The sequence below is a fragment of the Streptomyces milbemycinicus genome (assembly GCF_002154605.1).
GTDB classification, from domain to species: domain Bacteria; phylum Actinomycetota; class Actinomycetes; order Streptomycetales; family Streptomycetaceae; genus Streptomyces; species Streptomyces milbemycinicus.
Genome location: NZ_MUNE01000953.1, coordinates 1 through 682, shown reverse-complemented (window position 1 = coordinate 682; position 682 = coordinate 1). Strand labels below are relative to the sequence as shown.

Genomic DNA, 682 nt, shown 5'->3' with positions numbered 1-682 from the left:
ACCTGCCGAGGTGGCCGATACCCCGCAGCCGGGCGTCACAGACGCCGACAACGGCGCGGAGCCCACGCCGGAGGCCGCACCCGACGACGGGGACGCGCGTGGGGATGGGCAGGGGAAGTTCACCGTGCGGCTGGCGAACTTCGAAGGGCCCTTCGATCTGCTGCTCCAGCTGATCTCCAAGCACAAGCTCGATGTCACCGAGGTCGCCCTCTCCAAGGTCACCGACGAGTTCATGGCGTATATCCGGGCCATGGGGCCGGACTGGGACCTCGACCAGACCACCGAGTTCCTGGTCGTCGCCGCGACCCTGCTCGATCTCAAGGCCGCTCGGCTGCTGCCCGCGGCCGAGGTCGAGGACGAGGCCGATCTGGCGCTGCTGGAGGCGCGGGACCTGCTCTTCGCGCGTCTTCTGCAGTACCGCGCGTTCAAACAGATCGCGGACATCCTCAACGACCGGCTGATCGCGGAGTCCCGCCGCTACCCCCGCACCGTGGGCCTGGAGCCGCACCATGCGGACCTCCTTCCCGAGGTCGTCATCAGCATCGGCGCGGAGGGCTTCGCGAAGCTGGCCGTGAAGGCGATGCAGCCCAAGCCCAAGCCGCAGGTGTACGTGGACCACATCCACGCCCCGCTGGTCAGCGTCCGGGAGCAGGCCGAGGTCGTGGTGGCGCGGCTGCGGGAG

The 682-nt window shown here is 69.4% G+C and carries 1 protein-coding gene; it reads left to right on the top strand.

The window, feature by feature from the left end; genetic code table 11:
• Window positions 1-10 precede the first annotated feature (10 nt).
• Window positions 11-682 (top strand): segregation and condensation protein A (locus CCN51_RS49450; RefSeq protein ID WP_086861111.1); only part of this gene is annotated, 672 nt, incomplete at its 3' end.